Origin of the sequence: Kribbella sp. VKM Ac-2566, from assembly GCF_004366005.1 — a bacterium.
GTDB classification, from domain to species: Bacteria; Actinomycetota; Actinomycetes; order Propionibacteriales; family Kribbellaceae; genus Kribbella; species Kribbella pratensis.
This window is the reverse complement of record NZ_SODT01000014.1, coordinates 587,781-611,359: the sequence shown is the minus strand read 5'-3', so window position 1 is coordinate 611,359 and position 23,579 is coordinate 587,781. Positions and strand designations below refer to the sequence as shown.

At 68.0% G+C, this 23,579-nt stretch carries 23 protein-coding genes; 6 read left to right on the top strand and 17 right to left on the bottom strand.

Features of this window, described 5'->3' with window-relative positions; translation table 11 throughout:
* Positions 1-32: 32 nt before the first annotated feature.
* Entirely contained in the window at positions 33-1,124 is a 1,092-nt protein-coding gene (locus tag EV647_RS36850; protein ID WP_134011382.1) for a M20/M25/M40 family metallo-hydrolase, read from the top strand.
* Positions 1,125-1,131: 7 nt separating this feature from the next.
* Here the strand turns inward: EV647_RS36850 and ggt are convergent, their stop codons facing one another.
* From ggt to miaA, 4 genes are all read right to left on the bottom strand, one after another.
* Positions 1,132-2,934: a gamma-glutamyltransferase gene (ggt, locus tag EV647_RS36845; RefSeq protein WP_238177575.1), complete on the bottom strand. Its 1,803-nt coding sequence runs from the start codon at positions 2,932-2,934 to the stop codon at positions 1,132-1,134.
* A 79-nt stretch (positions 2,935-3,013) separates the two neighbouring features.
* Positions 3,014-3,721, bottom strand: coding sequence for a hypothetical protein (locus EV647_RS36840; protein ID WP_134011378.1), 708 nt, complete (start codon positions 3,719-3,721; stop codon positions 3,014-3,016).
* A gap of 8 nt (positions 3,722-3,729) precedes the next feature.
* Positions 3,730-4,233 carry a SigE family RNA polymerase sigma factor gene (locus tag EV647_RS36835; RefSeq protein WP_130387717.1) on the bottom strand — a complete coding sequence of 168 codons (504 nt, stop codon included), beginning with the start codon at positions 4,231-4,233 and terminating at the stop codon, positions 3,730-3,732.
* A complete protein-coding gene (miaA, locus tag EV647_RS36830) occupies positions 4,220-5,209 on the bottom strand; it encodes a tRNA (adenosine(37)-N6)-dimethylallyltransferase MiaA (RefSeq protein ID WP_134011376.1) in 990 nt (329 codons plus the stop codon). The genes EV647_RS36835 and miaA overlap by 14 nt, the downstream gene beginning before the upstream one ends.
* A 122-nt stretch (positions 5,210-5,331) precedes the next feature.
* Between miaA and EV647_RS36825 the strand changes: the two genes are divergently transcribed.
* The 3 genes from EV647_RS36825 (at position 5,332) to EV647_RS36815 (ending at position 6,604) form a co-directional block, all read left to right on the top strand.
* The gene (locus tag EV647_RS36825) at positions 5,332-5,550 is read left to right on the top strand and encodes a hypothetical protein (protein ID WP_133788654.1); all 219 of its coding nucleotides are present in this window, start codon (positions 5,332-5,334) and stop codon (positions 5,548-5,550) included.
* Between the two features lie 122 nt (positions 5,551-5,672).
* On the top strand, positions 5,673-5,915 hold the full coding sequence (locus tag EV647_RS36820) for an antitoxin (RefSeq protein WP_134011374.1): 243 nt from the start codon (positions 5,673-5,675) through the stop codon (positions 5,913-5,915).
* 233 nt (positions 5,916-6,148) lie between these two features.
* On the top strand, positions 6,149-6,604 hold the full coding sequence (locus tag EV647_RS36815) for an NUDIX domain-containing protein (protein WP_134011372.1): 456 nt from the start codon (positions 6,149-6,151) through the stop codon (positions 6,602-6,604).
* A gap of 31 nt (positions 6,605-6,635) precedes the next feature.
* Here the strand turns inward: EV647_RS36815 and EV647_RS36810 are convergent, their stop codons facing one another.
* The 13 genes from EV647_RS36810 to EV647_RS36750 all read right to left on the bottom strand — a co-directional run bounded on the left by EV647_RS36810 (position 6,636) and on the right by EV647_RS36750 (position 20,830).
* A complete protein-coding gene (locus EV647_RS36810; protein WP_238177574.1) occupies positions 6,636-7,334 on the bottom strand; it encodes a phosphotransferase in 699 nt (232 codons plus the stop codon).
* Positions 7,331-8,803 (bottom strand): tRNA (N6-isopentenyl adenosine(37)-C2)-methylthiotransferase MiaB, encoded by a 1,473-nt coding sequence (miaB, locus tag EV647_RS36805; RefSeq protein ID WP_134011370.1) that lies wholly within the window; start codon positions 8,801-8,803, stop codon positions 7,331-7,333. Before miaB ends, EV647_RS36810 begins: the two co-directional genes overlap by 4 nt.
* 67 nt (positions 8,804-8,870) lie before the next feature.
* The gene (locus tag EV647_RS36800; protein WP_134011368.1) at positions 8,871-11,546 is read right to left on the bottom strand and encodes a glycosyl hydrolase; all 2,676 of its coding nucleotides are present in this window, start codon (positions 11,544-11,546) and stop codon (positions 8,871-8,873) included.
* Between the two features lie 62 nt (positions 11,547-11,608).
* Positions 11,609-12,025, bottom strand: a complete 417-nt coding sequence (locus EV647_RS36795) for a helix-turn-helix transcriptional regulator (protein ID WP_134011366.1) — start codon at positions 12,023-12,025, stop codon at positions 11,609-11,611.
* On the bottom strand, positions 12,022-12,225 hold the full coding sequence (locus tag EV647_RS36790; protein WP_134011364.1) for an iron dependent repressor, metal binding and dimerization domain protein: 204 nt from the start codon (positions 12,223-12,225) through the stop codon (positions 12,022-12,024). Before EV647_RS36790 ends, EV647_RS36795 begins: the two co-directional genes overlap by 4 nt.
* A gap of 12 nt (positions 12,226-12,237) precedes the next feature.
* On the bottom strand, positions 12,238-13,887 hold the full coding sequence (gene groL / locus EV647_RS36785; protein ID WP_134011363.1) for a chaperonin GroEL: 1,650 nt from the start codon (positions 13,885-13,887) through the stop codon (positions 12,238-12,240).
* A 19-nt stretch (positions 13,888-13,906) separates the two neighbouring features.
* Entirely contained in the window at positions 13,907-14,932 is a 1,026-nt protein-coding gene (locus tag EV647_RS36780; RefSeq protein WP_134011361.1) for an NAD(P)-dependent alcohol dehydrogenase, read from the bottom strand.
* Complete coding sequence (locus tag EV647_RS36775; RefSeq protein WP_134011359.1) at positions 14,929-15,654, bottom strand: iron-sulfur cluster assembly protein; 726 nt, start codon at positions 15,652-15,654, stop codon at positions 14,929-14,931. The genes EV647_RS36780 and EV647_RS36775 overlap by 4 nt, the downstream gene beginning before the upstream one ends.
* Complete coding sequence (locus tag EV647_RS36770; RefSeq protein WP_134011357.1) at positions 15,651-16,670, bottom strand: amidohydrolase family protein; 1,020 nt, start codon at positions 16,668-16,670, stop codon at positions 15,651-15,653. The genes EV647_RS36775 and EV647_RS36770 overlap by 4 nt, the downstream gene beginning before the upstream one ends.
* Positions 16,671-16,677: 7 nt before the next feature.
* A complete protein-coding gene (gene mimD, locus EV647_RS36765) occupies positions 16,678-17,013 on the bottom strand; it encodes a propane 2-monooxygenase effector subunit MimD (RefSeq protein ID WP_134011534.1) in 336 nt (111 codons plus the stop codon).
* Between the two features lie 2 nt (positions 17,014-17,015).
* A complete protein-coding gene (locus EV647_RS36760; protein WP_134011355.1) occupies positions 17,016-18,113 on the bottom strand; it encodes an aromatic/alkene monooxygenase hydroxylase subunit beta in 1,098 nt (365 codons plus the stop codon).
* A 1-nt stretch (position 18,114) separates the two neighbouring features.
* The gene (locus EV647_RS36755) at positions 18,115-19,155 is read right to left on the bottom strand and encodes a 2Fe-2S iron-sulfur cluster-binding protein (protein ID WP_134011353.1); all 1,041 of its coding nucleotides are present in this window, start codon (positions 19,153-19,155) and stop codon (positions 18,115-18,117) included.
* A 40-nt stretch (positions 19,156-19,195) separates the two neighbouring features.
* On the bottom strand, positions 19,196-20,830 hold the full coding sequence (locus EV647_RS36750; protein ID WP_134011351.1) for a methane monooxygenase: 1,635 nt from the start codon (positions 20,828-20,830) through the stop codon (positions 19,196-19,198).
* Between the two features lie 141 nt (positions 20,831-20,971).
* On the opposite strand from EV647_RS36750, the gene EV647_RS36745 reads away from it, so the two are divergent.
* Together EV647_RS36745 and EV647_RS36740 are read left to right on the top strand one after the other, a co-directional pair.
* Positions 20,972-22,663 carry a sigma-54-dependent Fis family transcriptional regulator gene (locus EV647_RS36745; protein WP_134011349.1) on the top strand — a complete coding sequence of 564 codons (1,692 nt, stop codon included), beginning with the start codon at positions 20,972-20,974 and terminating at the stop codon, positions 22,661-22,663.
* A gap of 175 nt (positions 22,664-22,838) precedes the next feature.
* Complete coding sequence (locus tag EV647_RS36740) at positions 22,839-23,567, top strand: amino acid ABC transporter ATP-binding protein (RefSeq protein WP_166680147.1); 729 nt, start codon at positions 22,839-22,841, stop codon at positions 23,565-23,567.
* Positions 23,568-23,579 lie beyond the last annotated feature (12 nt).

The following is a 23,579-nucleotide window of genomic DNA, read 5'->3' as shown; positions in this document are numbered from 1 at the left end:
TCGCTGATCGGATGATGATACGTTGACTATCTATGATGATCGAGCGACTCAGGGAGTACGTCGGCGCGGAGACCCCGACCGGTGACGCGGCTGCGCTGAACGCGTTCGCCGACCGGCTCGGGACGCGGTACGCCGAGCTCGGCGGCACCGTCCGCCGGATGCCGACGCCGACCGGCGACCACCTGGTGGCGGACTTCCCCGGCCGGGGTCCACGCGCGACGGAGGCGCCGCTGCTCTTCCTCGCGCACCACGACACCGTCTGGCCGATCGGGCAACTGCAGGGCGCGATGCCGTGGCGCGAGCAGGACGGCGCCATCCACGGACCCGGCGTCTTCGACATGAAGGGTGGCCTCGTCGTCTTCGAGACCGCCCTGGAGCAGATCGCCGGCCGCGATCACCGGCCGCTGCGGATCGTCGTGGTCGCCGACGAGGAGATCGGTTCTCCGTCCGCGCGTTCACTGGTGACGGCCGAGGCGAAGGGTGTGTACGCCGCGTTCGGGTTCGAACCGCCGCATCCGAACGGCGATCTCAAGACGTCGCGCTGGGGCAGCACCAGGGTCCGCATCGAGGTCACCGGCCGCGAGGCGCATGCCGCTCTCGATCCGGCGAGCGGCGTGTCCGCGATCGACGAACTCGTCGACCAGTTGATCGCCGTACGGCGGATCGTGGCCGACCACGACGAGGTGTTGTGCAACGTCGGCACGATCACGGGTGGCGGACGCACGAACGTCGTACCGGGATCGGCGGCGGCCGACATCGGGTTCCGCTTCGTCGACCCGGCGACCGAAGAGTCCGTGCTGCGGGCGGTTGGCGAACTGCAGCAGGTACGGGATGCACAGTTGGCGGTGCGCGTGCTGTCGAACCGGCCGGCCTGGCAGCCGTCGGCGGCGACTGACGAGTTGATGGCGAAGGTGATTGCGGCCGGGCGGTCCGTCGGTCAGGAGATCGGCGGTGCGGCCGCGACCGGCGCGGCCGACACCAATCTGACCGGATGGTTGGGGATACCGACACTGGACGGCCTGGGCCCGCTCGGCAAGGGCGCCCACGCCGTCCACGAGCAGGTGATCGCGGCGACCCTGACCGAACGAGCGGACCTGGTCGCCGCCATCATCAAGACAATCTAGTATTTCGTCACTTTAGGGGCCACGCCGTTCCAGCTGCTCCCCCGCCACGTCGGCTCGGTTCTGCCGCCGCGAGGATCGCACCACCGGGCAGGAATTCGAGCGCCGCGACCGCACCGATCTCGGAGGCCGAGCTCCCCGGCGCACCGGCCGGCGTGAACGTGTGACCGTACGGCGCCAGCGAAGCGCCGTACCGATCGATGAACGCCTGTTCGGCCGTCACCGACGCGGTGTTGCGCTGCGACGCCCGCGGCGCCGCGATCGCCTCCGGCAGCGTCATGCCGCGATCGAGACGGTTGGTCAACGTCTGCAGGACGGTCGTGATGATCGTCGACCCGCCCGGCGAACCGAGCGCGATGTACGGCTTGCCGCCACGCAGCACGATCGTCGGCGACATCGACGACCGCGGCCGCTTCCCGGCCTCGACCCGGTTCGGGTCCGTCGGGTTCGGTACGGCGGAGAAGTCCGTCAGCTCGTTGTTCAGCAGGAAACCACGCCCCGGCACGGTGATCCCGCTGCCGCCGGTCTGCTCGATCGTCAGCGTGTACGAGACGACGTTGCCCCACTTGTCGGCCGCGACCATGTGCGTCGTCGAACGTCCCTCGGTATCCGGGCGCTTCTCGACGGAGCTGCCCTGCGCACACCGCGAGTACTGGCCGTCCGGCGAGCCCGCCGGCACCGGCTTGGTCGCCGCGTGCTGCGGGTCGATCAGGCAGGACCGCTCGACGCCGAACCCGCGCGACAACAGTTCCTTCAGCGGTACGTCGACGTACGCCGGGTCGCCGACGTACGCGTTGCGATCCGCGAACGCCAGTGCGGACGCCTCGAGGTACGTGTGCAGCGCCTGCGTCGTCGACTGCTGCCGAAGGTGCTGCGGCTGGAGGATGTTCAAGGCCTCGCCGACGGTGCTGCCACCCGAGGACGACGGCGGCATGCCGTAGACGTCCAAGCCGTCGTACCGAACCTTGGTCGGCTTGCGGTCGATCACCCGGTACGACGCGAGATCGCTGGTCTCCAGGTAGCCGGGGAAGAACGGCAGCGTCGCGCCGGGCGTCTTCGGCGGGTTCTTGGCGACGGCCGCCATCTCGCCGGCGAGCGGACCGCGGTAGAACACCGACGGACCCTGCTGACCGATCAGCTTGTAGGTGGCGGCGAGCTCGGGGTTCTTGAACAGCGAACCGACCTGCGGCGCGTCGCCGTTCGGCAGGAACAGCTTCGCGGTCGGCACGACCTGCGCGAACCGGTCCTTGTTCTCCAACGTCTGCAGGCGAAACGTCGGGTCCACCACGAACCCGCGCTCGGCGAGCTCCGCGGCCGGTTTCAGCGCGTTGCCGAGTGACAGCGAGCCCCACTGTTTCAGGGCCTTGTCCCAGGTCGCCAGCGTTCCCGGTACGCCGATCGACACCCCCGACGTCACGAGCTGCGCGAACGGGTACGCCGCCCCGGTGGCCGGATCCACGAACGCGTTCGGTGGCATCGTCGCGGGCGCGGTCTCGCGGCCGTCGAGCGTGGACACCTTGTGCGTCTTGGCGTTGTAGTACACGAAGTACCCGCCGCCGCCGATGCCGGCCGAGTACGGCTCGGTGACACCGAGAGCGGCGGCCGTGGCGACCGCGGCGTCGACGGCGTTACCACCACGACGCAGTACGTCGAGACCGATGTTCGTCGCGTCGGGGTCGACCGAGGACACCGCGCCGCCGTACCCGACAGAGGTCGGCTGCCGCGTCGGAGCTTGCGCTTCCGCGGTGGTTGAGGCGGTGAAGGCAGTGAGAACGAGGGTGCCTGCAGACAGAGATGCGACCAGCTTCTTCACGAGTTCCCCCACACGGGCTCGGGGACAGGGACAAGCCCTGCCTATCTCACCTGGAGGTTGTGCGCCAGTCGCAGCGCGTCTACTTGACTGTGCAGGAGTCGAGGAAGCGGCGGAATACGTCATCCGGCCACTCGACCGTGCCGGTCGGGAGCTCGACCAGCAACCACTGGTCGGACAGCTTCACCTGACCGGTCAGCCGGCCGTCGAGGGTGCCGATGTGGAAGGTCTTGCCGCTGGCGTCGGTGACGCGGACCTTCGACAGGCTGCGGGCCTGCGGCGCGGCTTGCAGCACCACCTTGGCGGCACTGTCCGCGGTCCGCATCTCGGGCTGGGACAGCACGACGCGGGTGGCCGTCATCGGGGTCTCGGGGCTCCACCCCTTCGGCGCCAGCGTGCAGTCGAACGCGCTCCACGCCTGCTTGTTCGCGACCAGCTCGACGACGGACGCGCCGAACATCGACATCGTCTGGCTGCTCGACGGCGTGGTCCGCGGCTGCGTCGCGGGAGTCGCAGGAGTCGCGGGAGTCGCGGACGCGGCGGCCGTCTCCTGCTCGGGAGGGCCGCCGGCCACCTCGTTGCCGTTCCCCCACCACTTCACCTGGTTGCCGATCGAGAGCACAATTGCCGACGCGGCGGCGACGCACAGCACCCCGGCGACCCGGCGCCGGCGCTTGATCCGGCGTAGCGCGAGCCGGCCGCGGGTCACGTCCGCGTCGATGTCCGCGTCCGGCAACCCTTCGGCGGCGCGGTCCGCGAACCCCTCCAACAACCTCTTGACCTCGTCCATCGGCGGTCTCAGCTACTCCCCGTCTCTTCCGTCATCAGTTCCTTCAGGCGCTTGAGCGCCTTGGCTGTCTGGCTCTTCACCGTGCCTTCGGTGCACTCCAGGATCCGTGCGCAGCTGGCGACATCGAGATCCTGGAAATATCGCAGTACCAGGACCGCCCGCTGCCGCGGCGCGAGATCCAGCAGTGCATCCCGGATGGCTAGCGTGTCCGTCTGGTCCGGTACGTCGGTCAACCGCGGCTCGACCGCATCCGCGGTCATCACCTCCGGATGGCGGCCGGCCCGGCGGCGTTCGTCGAGGAAGGCGTTGACCAGGATGCGGTGCGCGTACGGTCCGGCGCCTTCGTGCTTGATCCGGTGCCAGTGCACGTACACCCGGGTACAGGCGGTCTGGACCAGATCCTCGGCGGTGTGCACATCCCCCGCGGTGAGCAGCAACGCCGTGCGCATCAGCCGCGTGCGGTCCGCGAGCAGGTACTCACGGAACTCGGCCTCACGGTCACCCCCTCGCATCGACGGCCCCTGCTTGGGTGTCCGGGCCGTTGTTCACCTCGACTACGCCGGCGGCGCCTTCGCGGTTGCCTTGGGCTATCACTTGAAGTGCCTTCTCCACGAGATCGGGGGCGTCGTACGGGAGCCAGGTGATGCGTTGGTCCTTACGGAACCACGAGTCCTGCCGGCGCGCGAACCTGCGCGTGGCCTGGGCGGTCCGCTCCCGGGCCTGCTCTTCGTCGATCTCACCGTTCAGCAACGCGATCACCTGCGAGTACCCGAGTGCGCGGTTGGCGGTCCTTCCTTCAATCAAACCCTTGTTCAGCAGACCTCGCACCTCGGCGACGAATCCGGCGTCGAACATCCGGTCCACCCGGCGGTCGATCCGCTCGTCGAGAACCGGCCGCGGTACGTCGAGACCGAGCTGGATCGCGCCCGGATAGACGTAGCGGTGCTCCGGCAGCGTGGCGACGTACGGGCCGCCGGTGATCTCGATGACCTCGAGCGCGCGGACGATCCGCCGGCCGTTGCTCGGGAGGATCTGTTCGGCCGCCTTCGGGTCCCGCGCGGCCAGCTCCTGATGGAGTGCTCCGGCGCCCTTCGCCTCGAGCTCGGCCTCCAGCCGGGCGCGGACGTCCGGGTCGGTGCCGGGGAAGACGAAGTCGTCGAGGATCGCGCGCACGTAGAGCGCCGAGCCGCCGGCGAGCACCGGCACCTTGGTCCGGTCGATGCAGTCGTCGATCGCCTGCCGGGCGAGCTCCTGGAACTCGGCCACGGTCGCGGTCTCGGTGACGTCCAGGATGTCCAGCAGGTGATGCGGTACGCCGGCGCGCTCCGTCGTACTGATCTTCGCCGTACCGATGTCCATGCCGCGGTACACCTGCATGGCGTCCGCGTTCACCACTTCGCCACCGAGATGTCGAGAGAGGGCGACGGCAAGGTCGGACTTCCCGGCCGCGGTGGGACCGACGACCGCGACGACGAGTGCAGCAGGCATCGCTCCAGTCTGGCAGCTCCGCACTCAAGACTTGGCCAAGAGGTCTGGACCGGCCTTGTGGATGACCCGCGAAGAGCGGTAGGAACTCTGGAGTTGGCGACATTTCTACGGGAGGAACGCAAGTGACGAATCCGTTCGATGAAGAGGCGGACGCGGCCAAGGACGCGACCAAGGACGCGCTCGGCCTGGGGGACGAGGCGGAGGCCCAGTCCGGCGGTGACGTGGAATCCGGCGGCGACGTCGAGTCCGGCGGCGATGTCGAGTCCGGCGGCGATGTGGAGTCGGGCGGCGACGTCGAGTCCGGCGGCGGCACGACGGACAGCGGCGGCGACGTGGAGTAAGTGCCGTCCGGCATCGTTCTGGGTACGGCGCTCGCGGAGATCCCACAGTTCCGGCGTCACAGGTGCGAAGATCGCGCTAGCTGTCTGTAAGCACTCAACTACGCAGGAATGGGAGCCCCGAGATGGGCATCTTCGACAAGTTCAAGGGCAAGGCCGAGGACCTGAAGGACAAGGCCGCCGACCTGGTCGACAGCCACGGCGACAAGGTCGGTGACGGCCTGGACAAGGCCGGCGACTTCGTCGACGAGAAGACGGGCGGCAAGTACGGCGACAAGATCGACACGGGCGTCGACAAGGCCAAGGACGGGTTGGACAACCTGGACGGCCAGAACGACGACATCCCCGACGGACCCAAGCCCGCCTGACGTACGTACCCCGAAGGGCCGCAAGCACCCCGCTTGCGGCCCTTCACCATACCCACCCGCTGTCCGGTGGCCCAGGCGGACTCGGATAGGCGGCGGACTCGGAATAGGCGGCGGGGACTGGGATCAGGCAATTGCCGGTGCCCAGTCCCCAGCGCCTATCCCCAGTTCGCCGGACACGGTGGACATGGCTGCTGGCGCGGAGTGGTGTCGGTGGGGGTGTTTAGGGTGCGGGTATGGATCGGTTTCGGGTGGTGCCGGCGGCTTATGTGATTGTCCGGCGTGGGGACGAGGTGTTGTTGTTGCTGCGGGCCAACACCGGTTACATGGACGGGTATTGGGCGGTTCCGGCCGGGCATGTGGAGCGTGGTGAGTCGGCGGTGGCGGCCGCGGTGCGGGAGCTCAAGGAGGAGGTCGGGCTCGACGTGGACGCGGCGGATCTCGTGCCGGTGACCGCGATGCATCGGACGGGTGGGAACGGCGATCCGATCGACGAGCGGGTCGACTTCTTCTTCATGGTGTCGAAGTGGACCGGCGAACCGCACCTGATGGAGCCGGAGAAAGCGGCCGGCCTCGACTGGTACCCGCTGGACAAGCTGCCCGAGCCGCTGGTCCCGCACGAGGCGCGAGTGCTCGCAGCGGTCGCCGACGGTGATGCGCTTCCTGCGGTGATCGCCCAGGGTTTCGCCTGAGTTCACCCTTCCTGGGATTACCAGACTGGGCCTAGAGGTGGGAGCGGATCAGTGCTTCTTGAGCGGGGAGGAGGGCGAGCTCGGCGGGCGTCAGCGTCCGGTTGTTGCCGCGCCGCTCCAGTGCGTCGGGTAGCCCTGGTGTGGGGTCGATCGAGTTGGCCAGGTACGTCGCGAGCGCGTCGCGCAACAGGTCCGTGAGGTTCTCGTATGCGGGGTCGAGGGCGACCTGGGCGAAGATGATCGCGGTCATCGCGACGTCGAACTCCGCGGAGCCCTCCTCCGCGTTGCGCCAGTCGATGACGACCGGGCCGTCGGCGGTGACCATCACGTTCAGCGGATGCAGGTCACCGTGGACGACGACGCGGCCCGGCGTACCGGTCGGGGCCGGGATCGCCTGCAGCCGGCGGTGCAGGTCGGCGTGGATCAGGCCGATGTCGGTCGCGCTGAGGTCGCCCGCGATCGCGGCGTCGCCGAGCGTCGGCCCGTCGAGCCGCTGAATGACCATGTCCGCACCGTCGACGTCACGCACCGCGGGCACCGGGTAGCCGTACCGTGCGACGTGCCGCATGAAGTCGGCCTCGTCACGCACCGGATGGCCGTTGCGGTACCGCCGCAGCACCCACTCGTCATCGATCGAGTAGATGTCCGCGTCCCGTCCGAACGCGATCGGCTCGGCGTCCGGCGGCAGGAGCGCCGCCGCGCGATCCGATCCTGCGGACTCGTCGGTCATCCGACCTGGCAGCCGCCGGTGGCCGGCTCGAGGGGCGTGGCGCCGATGGTCGGCATGCCGAGCATCACGCCGGGCGTAGCTGCAGGTGCGTCCACCGAGCGCTGCCACGCGTCGCCGGCGCGCGTCCGCCGTACGGCGCCGAACACGTCCGCGACCAGGTGATGCGGAGCGGCGTACGTGACCTCGACCGTTGCCAGGTCACCCGGTCGCGGCGCCTCGACACCATCCGGTACGGCGAAGTGGACGAGCCGGTTGTCCGCGGCGCGACCGCTGAGCCGATGGGTGGCGGCGTCCTTGCGCCCCTCCCCCTCGGCCACGAGCACCTCGACCGACCGGCCGACGATCAGCTTGTTCTCGGCCCAGGCCATGTCGTCCTGCAGGGCGACCAGTCGCTCGTACCGATCCTGGACGACGTCGCGCGGGACCTGGTCCGCCATCGACTCGGCCGGCGTCCCTGGACGCTTCGAGTACTGGAACGTGAACGCACCCGCGAACCGTGCCTGCCGGACCACGTCGAGCGTGCCCTGGAAGTCCTCCTCGGTCTCCCCCGGGAACCCGACGATGATGTCGGTGGTGATCGCCGCGTCCGGCATCGCCGCCCGCACGTCTTCGATGATCTTCAGATAGCGATCCCGCCGGTAGGACCGCCGCATCGCCTTCAGAACGGTGTCCGAACCCGACTGCAACGGCATGTGCAGCGAGGGCATCACGTTCGGCGTCTCGGCCATCGCCTCGATCACGTCCGCGGTGAAGTCCCGCGGATGCGGCGAGGTGAAGCGGACCCGCTCCAGTCCGTCGATCTCCCCGCACGCGCGGAGCAGCTTCGAGAACGCGTACCGGTCGCCGAACTCCACGCCGTACGAGTTCACGTTCTGCCCGAGCAGGGTCACCTCGAGCACGCCCTCGCCGACCAGCGCCTCGACCTCGGCGAGGATCTCGCCCGGCCGGCGGTCCTTCTCGCGGCCGCGCAGCGCCGGCACGATGCAGAACGTGCAGGTGTTGTTGCAGCCGACGCTGACCGACACCCAGGCGGAGTACGGCGATTCGCGGCGGGTCGGGAGCGTCGACGGGAACACGTCGAGCGACTCGAGGATCTCGACCTGCGACTCCTGCTCGATCCGGGACCGCTCCAGCAGCACCGGCAGCGCGCCGATGTTGTGGGTGCCGAAGACGACGTCGACCCACGGCGCCTTCTTCGTGATCGACGCCTTGTCCTTCTGCGCCAGGCAGCCGCCGACGGCGATCTGCATACCGGGCTTGCGCGCCTTCACCGGCGCCAGGTGACCGAGGTTGCCGTACAGCTTGTTGTCGGCGTTCTCCCGGACCGCGCACGTGTTGAACACGACCACATCGGCCTCGTCACCCTCGGGCGCGCGGACATAGCCCGCCTCCTCCAGCAGACCACGCAGCCGCTCGGAGTCGTGGACATTCATCTGACACCCGTAGGTGCGGACCTCATAAGTACGCATAACAGCCACCAAGAGTACGTGAGACGGCCCACCCCTGCTTGGGGGTGGGCCGTCGACAGTCCGCTGGTCAGGCGGGTGGGGTGATGCTCCAGATGCCGCGGCCGTGGGTTGCCGCGTAGATGTTGCCGTCGGGGCCGGACTCGATGTCCATGACCGTTGTGGTCGGCAGGCCGGTGCCCAGGACCTGCCAGTTCGTCGCACCGGGTGCGCGGTAGAAGGTGGCGAGGTCGGACCCGACCACCAGTGCTCCGTTGGCCAGCTGCTTGACGGCGCTGGTCGGGATGTCCGGCAGGTTCGCCGAGATGTCCGACCAGGTCGTGCCGCCGTCCTTGGTCTCGTACACATGGCCGACACCCGCACCCGGACCCTCCGTGAAGCGGCGCGAGAAGCCGTTCACGGCGACGTACGCGTGCTGCCCGTTGGCCGGATCGATGCCGACGCCGGCGAGGTAGCGGTTCGGGAAGCTCGACGGCAAGGTCACCTGGTGCCAGGTGCCGCCCGAGTTGGTGGCCAGACCGCGAGCGAAGCCCTCGTTGTTGCACGGTCCGCACCAGCTGACCCACCCGACGCCGCCGCGCATCGCGACGGCCGTTGCCGAGTGCCCGGCGCCGAGATCGAACGCCTTGGTCCACTCGGACGCGCTCCGCATGCCCCAGCCCTTGGCGGACGTATAGACGTACTGCCCGCCCGCGATGAAGCCGCTCGAGTTCGCGGAGTCGATCGCGATCGGGGCGATGAACCGCGGGCTCGGGTCACCCGGGTCCAGGCTCCACGAGCTCGCCTCGGCCTCGCTCAACGCGCCCTTGTTCAGCGCGCAGTTGTTGGTGATCTTGACGGCCAGGGCGACGTACTCCTGCAGCTGGTTGCAACCGTTCTGCGGATCGGCTGCACCGTCGCCGCCGTCACCGCCGAAGTTCGAGCCCATCTTGGTGTCGGAGTTGCCGCCGCTCGGATTCACTCCGAACAGGTTCGAGACGCCGTTGTCCTGCAGGCCGCCGGACACCACCACGCCGCCGTTCTTGGTGTCCTTGCCGACCGAGACCGAGTAGTACTGAAGAGCGTCCATCGTGCCGTCGGTGGTCAGCGACTGCCAGTCTGTGGCGTTCTTGTTGGCGTTGACCTGCCCGTTCACCGGACGCTTGTAGATGCCGCCGTCGTTGCCGACGAAGACGACCGGCTTGCCGCCCGACGTGCCCACGGCGACCGAGTGCTGGTCGGAGTGCGGCGCCATCGGACAGGTGTTCTTGGAGTCGTCGATGTTCCAGCACGAGAAGCCGAAGTTCCAGTACGGCCCGACGGTGGCCCAGTGCGACCCTGCGTCGGTCGTCTCGAACACTTCCTCCAGGCCCGCCCACACGTGGTCGGCGTTGGCCGGGTCAACGGTCAGGAACTGGTTGTACCAGGCCTGCACACCGACGGCGTACCCCTTGCGGTCCAGAGCGGAGCCGCTGTTGTGCAGGATCTGCGGATCGGCGATCTTGTTCCACGGACCGGACGGGCTGCCGGTCTTGGAGACGAAGATCCCGGCGAGGCTCGTGCTGCCGTTGATCTTGCTCGGCTGCTGCACGAGCGCGTACAGACGGTCGCCGGTCTTGCTGAACGCGAACGTCGTGTAACCGACGTCGGTGCTGTTCTTGATGCCGCCCAGCACCACGCTCAGCCGCTTCCAGCTCGACGGACCGGCGGTGTAGTCGTTGGTCTCGTAGAACCCGTTGTAGGTGTCGCCCGAACGCCATCCGATCGCGGCGATGATGTGCTTGGGGTTCTTCGGGTCGATCGCGATGTCGTTGACGATGTTCTTGTACGCCGCGTTCGTCGCGCCGCCGGTCTGAGTACCGGCCGGCACCAGCACGTTGCCGGCGTCGTCCTTGATCTCCGGCATGAAGTCCGGGTTCGGGTAGAACGCGACCTTCCAGGCGCCTGCGCTGGTCGACGCGTCGTGGTACCAGACGCCGCGGTTCGTCGCGGCGAAGACCTGCCCGCCGCCCCACCGCAACCGGCCGACGGTGGTCGACTCCAGTTCCTTGCCGCCGACCCGGTCGGACGGCGAATAGGTGCCGGTCACCGGGTTCGCGAGACGGTAGACACCGGATCCGACGTACGACGTCCCGCCGGTGTTCGCCTCGCCCGTCGCGTACCAGAGCGAGCCGTCACCGGCGAGCTGCAGGTCGCCGCCGCTGAGGGAAGGTAGCGAGTCGCTGAGCGGTGTCCAGTTGCCACCGCCGGACGTGGAACGCCATACGCCTCCGTTCGCGCCGGCGGCGTACACGTGGTTGGCGTTGTCAGCCGCCAGGCCGGTGACGCGGCCGGTGACGTAGCCGGCGCCGCCACTGGAGTTGGAGTACCAGTCACGGTAGCGGGAGTCGTCCGCGTCGTACGGGACTCTCGTGACGTCGTGCCAGGTCCCCGAGGTGTGCGGGAGCGCCGTGAGCTGGGCGAACGCGGCCGAGTATGCGCCCGGGGCGACGATGCCGCCCGGCGCGGTCCTGGCCTGCTCGAACTCGTCGGCGATCGTGAAGGCTTCCTTGGACTCGCTCTGCATCTCCGACGGGTTGCCGCCGGCGATCATCAGAGCCTTCTCCATCACGGCGGCGTTGTAGTGCCGGCCGGCCCACTGGTGCTTGAGCCACTCTTCCTTCAGCTCGTAGCGGCCGGCGTAGCCGCCGATTCCGGCGGCGATCAGGGCGGCCCCCAGGCCGCCGGCTATGACTTTGCGGGTGCGTGTGGCCAGCGAGATTCGCATGACGTACTCCGGATGTTTCTTGACGGGTCGCCGTCCCGAGGCGGCGCTCCCGTAGCCCTGGGTCAACGCACAGAGCCGCGGAGACCATACGTCCGTTGTATCGGCCATGGAAGTAATTGGTCGCGCTCCGCGACAGGCAAGGGAAAACCTGCGGCTCCCAGCCTGGGCGGGTCCGGCGCGAGGGAGCCGTCGGGAGCCACGTGGGCAAAGATCTGCTCGACCAGTGCGATCACGTGGGGGTCCTGGACGGTGTAGAACTGCCGGCGGCCCTCGCGCCGGGCGCTGACCAGGCCGGCGAGGCGGAGTTTGGCCAGGTGCTGGCTCGCCGTCGGCACGCTGACTCCCACCCGGGCGGCCAGCGTGCCGACGTCGTACTCGCCACAACTCGCCAACGCGACCAGGTGCAGTCGGACCGGCGCCAGCAACAGGCCGAACGTCCTGGCCGCGGTGGCGAGCTGAGGCGAGGTCGGCTCGATCATGCGTCCACGTGCGCCTTCGGTTGGATCGGCGTCCCGTGCGGATCCCGGGTGGGATACCCGAGCGCGGCATCGATCAGGTCCTCGAGCCGATCGCTCATTCCATAGGCGAGTACGAGGGCCTCGCCGTGTACCTCATCGAGGGGTACGCCGAGGACTCGGTGCAGGAAGGTCTCCAGCAACTGATGACGTCGATCCGGCATGACGCCCTCCACTCAGTAGATGTTGGACGGCCGGACCATGCCCTCGGCGAGGTCGCCGAAGCCGGGCGCCATGATCGCGCCGGGGTTGCCGATGATCTCCTCGACGACCGCGGTCTCGGTGGTGATCAGCAGCGCCGCGATCGAGGCCGCGCTCTCCAGCGCGGCCCGGGTGACCTTCAGCGGATCGATGACCGCTTCGGCGACCATGTCGCCGTACTGGCCGGTGAGCGCGTTGAAGCCGTGACCGCGCGGCAGTCCGGCGACCTGGGCGACCACCTCGTCGCCGTCGTACCCGGCGTTGATCGCGATCCACCGCAGCGGTTCCGGCAGCGCCCGCCGGACGACCTCCCGGCCGATCGCCTCGTCCCCGGTCAGCTCCAGCTTCGACAGCGCCGCCTGCGCCTGCACCAGGGCGGTTCCGCCCCCGGCGAGGACACCCTCCTCGAGCGCGGCACGGGTCGCGGCGAGTGAGTCGTCGACCCGCAGCATCCGTTCCTTCAGCTCGACGCTCGTCGCGCCGCCGACCCGGATCACCGCGACCTTGCCGGCCAGCCGCGCCATCCGCAGTTGCAGGCTGTCCTGGTCGGCGTCGATCTTGGCCCGTTCGAACTGCTTCTCCAGCTGGGCGATCCGCGCCTCCACCAGGGACGCGTCGCCGTGACCGCCGACGATCGTGGTGCTGTTCTCGGTGATCGTGATGCGGTCGCAGGAACCCAGGTGGTCCCGGCTGACCTCGTGCAGGTCCAGGCCGGTGTCCTTCGCGATCACGGTGCCGCCCAGCGCGGTGGCGAGATCCTCCAGCTCCGCGATCCTGCGGTGCCCGAAGCCGGGAGCGTGCACGACGACGGACCGCATGGTGTTGTGCATGTTGCCGCCGACCAGCAACTGCAGCGCCGGGCCGTCGACGTCCTCGGCCAGTACGACGAGCGGACGGTCCATGCGCTTGGCGACCTCGATGGTCGGCATGATGTCCTGCACCTGGGTGATCTTCTTGTTCGTCAGCAGGATCACCGGGTTGTCGTAGACGGTCTCCATCCGCTCCCGGTCGGTGACCATGTACGCCGACACGTACCCGTGGTCGAACTCGATGCCGTCGACAACCTCCACCGACATCCCGAGCGTGTCGGACTCCTCGGTGGTGACGACGCCGTTGCGCCCGACCCAGTCGACCGCGTCCGCGATCACCGCGCCGATGGTCTCGTCGTCGCTGGCCGCCAGGGTCGCGATGTGCCGCAGCTCGTCCCGGCCGCCGACCTCGACGGCCCAGCTGCGCAGGGTCTCGATCACGACCGGCACGGTCTGCTCGATACCGCGCCGTACCCGCATCGGGTTCGCGCCCCCGTCGACCTCGCGCAGCCCTTCGCGGACCATCGCCTGGGCGAGCACGGTCGCGGTGGTGGTGCCGTCGCCGACCACACCGTTCGTCTTCATCGCGACTTCCTTCACCAACTGCGCGCCCATGTTGGCGAACGGCTCGCGCAGCTGGATCTCCCGAGCGATCGTGACACCGTCGTTCGTGATGGTCGGCGGGCCGGTGAGCTTCTCCAGCACCGCGTTGCGGCCTTTCGGCCCGAGCGTCACCTTGATCGCGTCCGCGAGCGCGTTCACCCCCGATTCGAGCAACCGTCGCGCGTCCGTGTTGAATCGCAGTTCCTTCGCCATGGTCAGACCGCCTTCGCTGTCACGGGATGAGGATCGCCCGGCCGCGGACCCGGCCGTGGTCGAGATCGTCGAGAGCCTGCTGGAAGTCCTCCAGCGGGTACTTCGTGGTGTGCAGCGCGACCTTGCCCTGCGCCGCGAGCTCCATCAGGTCCTGCAGGTCGTTGTAGGAGCCGACCAGGTTCCCGATGAAGTTGATCTCGGTCGATATGACGTCGATGGTCGGTACGTCGAGGTTCTCGCCGTACCCGACGACGTAGTAGTTGCCGGCCCGCCGGAGCATCGCCACCCCGTCCGCGGTCGCGCCGCCCTCACCGACGAAGTCGATCACCGCCTCCGCGCCGGCGCCGCCGGTCAGTTCCCGGACCTGTTCGACGTGCGTGCCATCGGCAACGATTCCGTGATCGGCGCCGATCTCCACCGCCAGATCCACCGCCGCCTGGTTGCGATCGACGACAACCAGCGTCGCCGCCGAGATCGCCTTCATCACCTGGATCCCGATGTGCCCGAGTCCACCGGCGCCGATCAGCACACAGACGGCGCCGGGGCGCAGCGCTCGCGCCGCCTTCGCTGCCGCGTGGTACGCCGTGAGCCCGGCATCGGCCAGCGCCGCCACGTCGGCCGGCTCCAGGCGATCGTCGATCCGGACGACGCTGCGGGCAGTCGTCCGCAGATACTCGGCGTACCCGCCGTCGGTGTCGATGCCTGGGAAGCTACTCGCCTCACAGTGCACGTCGTCGCCCGAGCGGCAGGCCCGGCACAGACCACAGGTGATCAGTGGGTGCAGGATGACCTTGTCGCCGACCGAGACGTGCGTGACGGCGTCGCCGACCGCGTGCACCCAGCCCGCGTTCTCGTGCCCGATCGTGTACGGGAGCCGTACGCCGCTCTTCTCGGCCCACTGGCCTTCGAGGATGTGCAGATCGGTCCGGCAGACGCCCGCGCCGCCGATCCGCACGACGACGTCCAGCGGTCCGGTGATCTTCGGTTCCGGGATCTCGGTGAGCTGAAGCTTGGTGTGGTAGCCGATCACCTGCACGGCTCTCATGTGGTCCTCCTCGTATCGGTGATCAGGCCGCCCGGCTCGTTGTCGTAGCGGGTGGCCAGCAGGCCGCGGCAGAAATGCGCGTTGCCCTCGACGGAGATCCGGACCGCCTTCGCGAACCGCAGGCGCATCGGGATCGCCTCGGCCGGCACCGGTACGCCGTCGTCGCCGACCAGCACCAGGTCGTCCGGCCGGATGCCCAGTCCGATGGCAGTCCGGCGACGCAGCAGGGCTTCCTTGTGGGAGCCGCCGGGCAGTTGCCCGAGCGTGAGCCCGGGCAACTGCTCGACGGTCGTACCGGTGGATCTGAGCAGTGCCATCACGCTGCGCTCCATCGCGGCGGTGTGCGCCTTGCGCTGGAAGATCCTGCGCAGCTCGTCCAGGTCCTGCTCGGCCTCGGATCCGAAAGTGCCGACGTACCCCGCGTCCGCGGCCAGGCCGGCGTTGATCTTGTCCGAGTCGTGGTGATCGTCGAGCAGGACGGTCACCTTCCCCACCTCGGGCACCCGGCGCAGCGCGTCGACCGCGTCGGATGCCATCAGGTAGGCGAAGTTGGGTGCGCAGAAGGACGTCGGCAACCGGAGGTGGACCGTCACGCCCGTCGGGTCGATCCGGATCGACCGGACGAAGCCGAGGTCGGTGATGGGCTGGTCCAACTCCGGGTCGACAACGGTCGCCAGCGCCGCGACGACTGCGGACTGCAGCGAAGTGGCGACCGCGATCATGACGCCACGGCTTCTTCCCTCGACACGGTACCGGCGGGAAGCCTGAGCTCCTCCGGTACGTCGAGGCCGTACAGCGCCGCCGCGTTCAGGCCGAGGATCTTCTTCTTCTGCTCGACCGTGATCGGCGCGTACTCGGTCAGTTCCGCCGGGATCTGGAAGTCGACGAACGCCTCCACCAGCCACTTCGGCGTCCAGAGCGCGTAGTCGCTGGAGAACAGGATCCGGTCCTCGCCGATCCAGTAGAGCAGTTCGCCGATGATCTGCGCGAAGTACCCCGGCCGGGTGTGGATGAACGGCATCGCCACCGCGAGACCGCCGTACACGTTGGGCTCCTGGGTCGCGATCCAGCAGAAGTCCTCGAGCCGCGGCAGGCCGACGTGTTCGACGATGAAGTTGAGCTCGGTGTAGTCGGTCGCCACCTTGTCGATGTCGGCGACGTCGAACGAGTCCCGGTCCAGCGGCCGGATCGTGGGGCCCTTGTGCACGTGGATGTTCTTGATCCCGAGCTCGAGGCACTCCTCGAGGTAGCGCCGCGACCACGGGTCGTCCAGCTTCCAGCCGCGCGAGTCGCCGTACCACTCGGCGGTGTAGAGCTTGACGCCCTGCAGGTTCATCCGCGCGGCGTCTTTGCGCAGCTGCTCGAGTCCCGCCTCCGCGTGCCTCGGGTCCCAGGCGTGGTTGTACGTGAGCTTGCCGGGGTTCGCCCGGGTCAGCGCGAGTGCGTCCTCGGTCTGCCCGAACCCGTTGACGTAGAAGTCGCTCAGGATCGCGGGCTGGAAGATCGCGTGGTCGACGTACCCGTCCTCGAAGAGGTCCTTCAGCAACCGCTGCCCGCCGTAGTAGGTGTAGGTGTCGTAGTCCCAGACGACCTCTTCGGGGCTGAGGTTCTTGTGGTAGTCGTAGAAGCAGTCGATGAACTGCTTGCCGTGGATGTTCTTCTGGTTCGAGGCGCGACCGTCCCACAGGGCGATGTGCGCGTCGACGATGAAGTACTTCTCGCCGTTCTTCTCATACATCCCGGCCTCATTTCGTGGTGAGGTCGAAGCCGATGTACTCGGCGGCGTCCTCGGGGCTGGCGAACAGGATGGTCTTGTCGTCCAGGTGGACCATCCGGCCGTAGTGGGTCGAGCTGATCTCCTCGAAGACCGAGCCGTCGAACTCCGAACCGAGCGCGTCGGTCAGCTCGGCGTAGTCGAAGTCGAGCAGCCCTACTCCGTCGACCCGGATCATCGAGGGGTACTCGGTGAGCTCGACGCCCTCCTTGGCGCCCATCACCTCCGCGACGACCCGGCCGATCGGCGTGTTCATCAGGGTCACGCCGCACTTGTTGGAGAACTCGGTGGCCGATCCGAACTGCATGCTCACTGGTCCAGCTCCTTCGGAGAGTCGAGCCCGAGATCCTCGAGCAGCGAACGGAACTTCTGCTTGGCCGCGTCCAGGCTGGACGCGAACGTCACGGACTTCTCGGCCGGCTGCGACCAGATCGGCTGCAGGGCGTGCGCGGCATCGAGGCAGCGTGGAACCCAGATCGCGAGCCACTCGCCGAACAGCACCTTGTTGGTCTCGCCGTACTCGGCGTCCCGGGTCAGCAGCCGGAACAGGTTGCGGGTGTAGCCGAGGTCGCGGTCGTAGTCGTGCTCGCCGGTGCCGACGATGGTCGGCGTGATGTAGTCGCCGTTACGAGCGGCGATCTGCATCACCAGCTCGGTCCGGAACAGCGACCCGACCAACTGCTCGAAGACGATGTTGGCTGCGAACAACAACTCGCACCAGTCCCCCACCGCTGTCAGCCGCTCCACCACCTCGCGGGTCGGCTGCCACTCCGGCGCGCTCTTCCAGACCTCCTTGTGGGCACCGCCGTCGAACGGTACGTCGGCCTCCGACAGATCCAGGTTGAACAGGGCGAGGTCCTGGGCGAAGCGCATCTTGTGGGCGGCGTTGACCGCGACCGCGGTGTTGATCATGTTCGTCGGCCCGGACCGCTGGATGCTGGTGAAGACGTGCAGTGCAAGACCGTTCTCGGCGTGCATCCAGGCACCGAGGTTGCGCTCGATGAACTTCAGCCAGGCGGGGTTCCAGCTGTCGTACGCGCGGGCCCGCTTCGCGTTCTGCAGGCACAGGTCGACCTGGTGGACCACGGCCGAGTTGTTGCGGTAGATCGTCTGGTCCCACTCCTCGTTCGGGTCGAGGAAGGCGTGCCAGTCGGACGACTTCGCGGCCGTCCACTCCTTCGGGTAGCCGCCGGGACCGTCACCGAAGCCGTAGATCCAGCCCTGGCTCAGGTGCCGCTCCGGGTCCGGCTGCACGTCGACGGTGACATCCTCGTACATCGTCGCGCGCAGCTTCGCCGGCTTGTAGTAGTTGTACGCGCGGCTCGTCGAGCTCGGGAACTCCAGCGCACCGGCCTCGGAGTCGGTGAACTCGATCGTCGGAAAGCTGCGCTGCTTGGTTTCTGTCATCTCAGGCTCCATCGGTAGTCGCTGGACTGGTGAACTTGTCGTAGAAGACCTGGTCCTTCGGCACGTTGCTTGCCTCCAGCAACGTCAAGGCGGCGTCGACCATCGGCGGCGGGCCGCACAGGTACACCTCGCTGCGGTGCAGCTCGGGCTCCCGCCGTTCGACGATGTCGGTGACGTTGCCTTCCTCGGCCCGCAGCCCGTCCGAGCCCTGAGCCGACTCGGACAGGCAGGCGATGAACTCGAAGCCGGTGAGATCGGCACCGAGCTCCTTGATCGCATCCAGGTAGAAGAGGTCGGCCGCCGTACGAGCGCCGTAGTAGAACCGGACCGGACGGGTGCTGCCGGTCTCCCGCAGGTGTCGCAGGATCGACAGGATCGGGGCCATCCCGGCCCCGCCGGCGACGCAGATCACCGGCAGCACGTGGCCGTCCTTCAGCGTCGACGAGCCGTACGGCCCGGTCAGTGACAACTCGTCGCCGACCACGAGCTCGCCGTCGAGCAGGGCGGAGAACCGGCCGCCCGGGTACTTCTTGATCAGGAACTCGATCTCGTCCGGCGTCGACTGGGTGGTCGCCATCGAGAACGATCGGTGCTCGTCGGTGCCGGGGATCGTGATGTCGGCGTACTGCCCCGGCCGGAACTCGAAGGGTCGCTCGGTTCGCAGCCGGAGCGAGACGATGTCCCGGGTGACGGGATTGATCGCCTCGACGCGGGCGCCGACGGTCTGGATCGGGATGCCGCCGAGCAGCTCGTCCTCGTCGAAGTTGAGCAGCTCGATCGTGCAGTCGCTGAAGGCGTGCGCCCGGCAGAGCAGCACGTACCCCTCGGCGACCTCGGCGTCGTTGCAGGCGAAGGTGGAGTAGCGCTCCATCTGCAGGTCACCGTCCAGGACGTACGACTTGCAGGCGGAGCACTGCCCCTCCCGGCACCCGTGCATCAGGTGGATGCCCTGCCGGAACGCCGCGTCGAGGATCTTGTCGTCCTCTGTGACGTCCATCTCGATGTCGACCGGTTCGAAGCGGATCCGGTGGGTGTCGGCCATGGCGGCCTCCTCCTGATACTGAGTCGAATTCGGGCGGGATTCAGGCGGCCGTCGTGCCGTTCGCGCGGTACGCCGCCACGTGGGCCGCGCGCTCGGCGTCGGACATCTCGTTCAGCAGCACGTTCGGGCTCATGAACGTGTTGCCGCGGACGTCGTCGAGGGTCCACAGCTTCTTCGGGTCGTCCAGGTCGAGGTGCGGCTGGCCGATCAGCGTCTTGCCGTCGTCACGCACGTACCCGAGGTCCTGCACGATGTCGGCCAGGTCCTTGTTGTGGTGCAGGGTCTCCCACTCGCGGAAGCCGGTCAGGCGGCCCATGTTCGGCGTCGGCCGGCCGTCGTACTCGCCCCGGAACGCGACCGCGTCGGTCCAGTAGCACGTCTCCGAGCAGTACGTGCGCCACTGGTCGTCGACCTTCTCGACCACCATGTCCTCGCGGATGAGGGCAGGCACCATGCAGGTCCAGCAGCGGTGCGGGTACTGGTACCCGACCTCCTCGAAGGCGATCGGCTTGTTCCGGCCCGGGTACGCGAGCCGGTTGTAGTTCTCCCACCACTTGCCGTACTTCGAGTACCAGCCCGGGTACTTGTGCTCGAACCACTCGAAGTCCTTGTCGGTCATCGCGTCGATCCGCCAGTAGTTCACCGGCCAGCCGGTCGCGAAGAACCGGGCCACCTCGTGCACGTAGCCCTTGTTGGTGATCCGGTTCCACGCTTCCTCGACCAGGTCGTGCGGAATCGTGAGACCGTACTTCTCCAGCGGCAGCAGGTAGCTGCGGTAGTAGTCGTCGTAGATCCACCGACGCCACATCTCGGCGTACGACTCCCGGTCCTTGCGCCGGTCCTTGGTGCCGTACTCGATGAACGTTCCGATGGCGGCGTCGACGACACAGTGGTTGTTCCACCACGCGTACCGCAGGTCGCGCTCCAGCAGCGGCCGGTTGCGCTCGTCGGCCAGTGCCATCAGCAGGATCGAGTAGCCGTTGCTGATGTGGCGCGACTCGTCGGACTGCACCGAGTGGAACACGGTCGGCAGCAGGTAGTCGCCGTTCGCGGCCGCCTCGTCGGGCATCGCGACGAACAGCGTGTTGGTGAACGCGGTCTCGGCGACCACGGTCAGGTAGATGTTCGCGGCGGTGATCGCGTCACCGGTGATGAACCCCTCGCCGAACTGCCGGCCGATGGTGCCCGCGTAGTTGTTCGCGAACGCCTTCTCGGTCATGTCGAACCCGGCCGGGTCGATGTAGTTGTTCATGTACAGGCGCTTGAGGTTCATCTGGATCGTCGAGTGCCTGACCTCGTCGATCATCTGTACCGCGAGCCCGTTGTGGATCTCGGGGTTCGGTACGGCGTCGATCGCCATCGGCATCGCCCGGGCCGCGGAGATCTCCGGGAACGGGATGATCGACAGGAACAGCTTCTGCCACTCCAGCCAGCGTTGCTGCACCTGGCGGAACATGTTCCCGCGGATGGCGCCGTCCATGGCGCCGTACACGCGGTTGTCCTTCTCCTCCTCCATCGGGAAGTAGGACCGCATGATCTGCTTCAGCGGATCCTTCTTCGGCGCCTTCTCGAACGTGTAGTCGGTGCCGAAGCGGGTCGCCGGGGTCGCGAAGGTCGGTTCCCAGGACAACTCGGTGATCTTGGCGTGGGCCTTGGTAAGACTCTGCCTGCTCAATGTGGGCCTCCATCATCGGGGTTGAACAGTGATGAAAGCCGCGGATCGGAGGTCTCTGTGTCTCAATGTGAGATGGCGGTCCCGCGGCAGGGGGCTACCGTGGGAGCAGTTCCGCTGGTGACGGACGTGAAGGAGACGGCCATGGGCGCTGCACAGCCGGTCCGCGATCCGATCCGAGTGTCGTGGGAGCGTTCACACGCCTCCCAGGTGGATGTAGACCGCCCGGCACCGGCGTACTTCGACCGGATCGACCGGGAGACCACGCTGATGCGGGCCGCCCGGCCGGTCATCGACGCACTGTCGGCCGAGCTCCACAACGAGCCGGTCTGCATCATCCTGACCGACGCGAAGGGTGTGGTCCTCGACCGCCGGGGCGGCGACCCCGCCCTGCTCCGGCGACTGGACTCGGTCGACCTCGCGCCCGGCTTCCAGTACGCCGAGTCCGCGGTCGGGACCAACGGGATCGGTACGGCGCTCGAGGTGTGCGGACCGATCCTGGTCGACGGCGCCGAGCATTACAACGGGAAGCTGCGGATGTTCTCCTGCGCCGGCGCGCCGATCACCCATCCGGTCACCGGCGGCCTCCTCGGCGTACTGGACATCACCACCCAGGCGAGGAACTCGAACTCGATCCTGCTGTCGTTCGCCAAACTCGCGGCCCGGCGGATCCACGAGCGGGTCGTCGAGGAGGCGAACGCGCTCGACCACGCCTTGCTGAGTGACTACTACGCGGCCTGCCGGCACAGCGGTGGACCGGTGCTCGCGCTGGGCGACGAGGTCTTCATGATGAACTCCTACGCACAGGCGCGATTCGACGCCATCGACCAAGCGGCCCTGATCGACCGGACCCGCGACGCGCGCGGCGGCACGAAGCCACAGGTCTTCGTCACCGATCTACCCAGCGGGACCACCGCCCGGATGGCCTATCGGCCGACCTTCGTCGGCGACACCCTGGCCGGTGGGGTGATCCAGATCAAGGAGCAACGTCTGCCCGCCCGCAGCCACCAGGCCGCCCGGCTCCCGGTGGTTCCCGGGACGACCGGAACCAGCGCGGTCTGGCAGCACGTCATCCAGGAGATGCTGGAGGCGTGCAGCCGGTCCGAGTGGCTGATCGCCGACGGCGAGCCGGGTGCGGGCAAGCTGTCATTGCTGCGCGCTGTTCGCAGGCACGTGGCACCTGAGCGGCGGCTTGCGGTCCTCGATCCGGCGGTAACGGGCGAAGAACTGGTGGCCGAGGCCCGCGCGGAGCTGGAGTCCGGCGCCGACCTGATCATCCGGCGGGCGCATCTGCTGACCGGAGAGGCCCTCGACGGCTTCACCGAGCTCTTGCAGAGCGTCCGCGACGGCGCGACGGCCGGGGACGCCTGGGTCGCGCTCACGCTGCCGTCGGACCGCACCGAGATCGCCGATCAACTGCTGGCCTTCTTCCCGCGGACTGTCGAGGTGCCGCCGCTGCGGCATCACGTCGAGGACGTTCCGGCACTGGTCCGGTCGCTGCTCGCGACGGCCGGCGTCCACGGCCTGACCTTCTCCACCGCCACGATGAACCAGCTGATGCGGCTGCCGTGGGCGGGCAACATCACTCATCTGCGCTCGGTCCTCGCAGCCGTCGCCAGACGACGCCGGTCCGGCGTGGTCGAGCTGGCCGACCTGCCGCCCGAGTGCAGGGCCACGACCCGGCGGCAGCTGACGCCGATCGAAGCGCTCGAGCGGGACGCCATCGTCGACGCGTTGTCGACGTACGACGGGGACAAGAAGGCCTCGGCCACCGCGCTCGGGATGTCCCGGGCAACCATCTACCGCAAGATCCGCGAGTACGGAATCGTCACCTGACCGGGCGGGCCGCTCACAAACGAACAGTCCTACGCAATCCGTGACCGTCCGGCTACGGTCAGCCCAGGTTTATTGCAGATCGTTACCAAGGGGGAACCACCCGGGCCTGCGGGCGCACCCCCGGCTCCAGTAGGTTCTGGCCATGAGCGATTCCGACACCTTGACGAAAACGGGTTTGGTGACGCTGACCGGTGTCAACAAACATTTCGGCGAGCTGCACGTCCTGAAGGACATCAACTTGTCCATCGCCAAGGGCGAAGTGGTCGTGGTGATCGGTCCGTCGGGATCCGGGAAGTCGACGCTCTGCCGCGCGATCAACCGGCTGGAACCGATCGACTCGGGCGACATCCTGCTGGACGGCCAAGCACTGCCCAGCGAGGGCAAGGCGCTGGCCAAGCTGCGGGCCGACGTCGGCATGGTCTTCCAGTCGTTCAACCTGTTCGCGCACAAGACGATCCTGCAGAACGTCACCCTCGGCCCCTTGAAGGTCCGCAAGACCGACCCCAAGCAGGCCGAGAAGCGGGCGATGGAGCTGCTGGAACGGGTGGGGGTGGCCAACCAGGCCTCGAAGTACCCGGCTCAGCTGTCCGGAGGCCAGCAGCAGCGCGTCGCGATCGCGCGGGCGCTGGCCATGGACCCCAAGGTCATCCTCTTCGACGAGCCGACGTCGGCGCTCGACCCGGAGATGATCCAGGAGGTCCTCGAGGTGATGGTCGACCTGGCCAAACAGGGCATGACGATGGTGGTGGTCACCCACGAGATGGGCTTCGCCCGGACCGCGGCGAACCGGGTGGTGTTCATGGCCGAGGGCGAGATCGTCGAAGAAGCCAGCCCGGAGACCTTCTTCACCAACCCGACCTCGAGGCGTGCCCAGGACTTCCTCGGCAAGATCCTCAAGCACTGACCTCCGCCCGCA